Here is a 352-nt window from a genome sequence, read left to right as displayed (position 1 = left end):
GCAAGGTCAGCCTGATGAAATCATTAGAGCTTTCTGTTTTGCGCGAACATTCGCCGGTTAACCTTCACCGCGGTACAAGGTATACTTTGGCGATTTTCACTGCTTTGAGCCACACATGAAGCTGATACCCGGCCTACATTATCTCAGCAGAGCGCCACACGTGAGCGCGCTGACCATTGGTAATTTCTACGGCGTGCATCGTCGTCATCATGCGCTGTAGCACGGATTGCGTAAAGACGGGGAGGCCCGTGGCCTGCCCGTTGTGGTGATGATTTTCGAGCCACAGCCGCTGGAGCTGTTCGCGGGCGATAAATCTCCCGCTCGCCTCACTCGCCTGCGCGAAAAGTTGCGC

General features: G+C 55.4%; 1 pseudogene. It reads left to right on the top strand.

Annotation, left to right across the window (positions count from 1 at the left end):
• Positions 1 to 115: 115 nt before the first annotated feature.
• Positions 116 to 352 (top strand): annotated as a pseudogene (locus A6013_RS26580) (bifunctional riboflavin kinase/FAD synthetase); the annotation flags it as partial.

The sequence above is a fragment of the Enterobacter sp. IF2SW-B1 genome (genome assembly GCF_001743375.1).
GTDB lineage: Bacteria > Pseudomonadota > Gammaproteobacteria > Enterobacterales > Enterobacteriaceae > Enterobacter > Enterobacter bugandensis.
The sequence above is the reverse complement of the archived record's forward strand: the minus strand, read 5'-3'. Positions and strand labels throughout refer to the sequence as shown.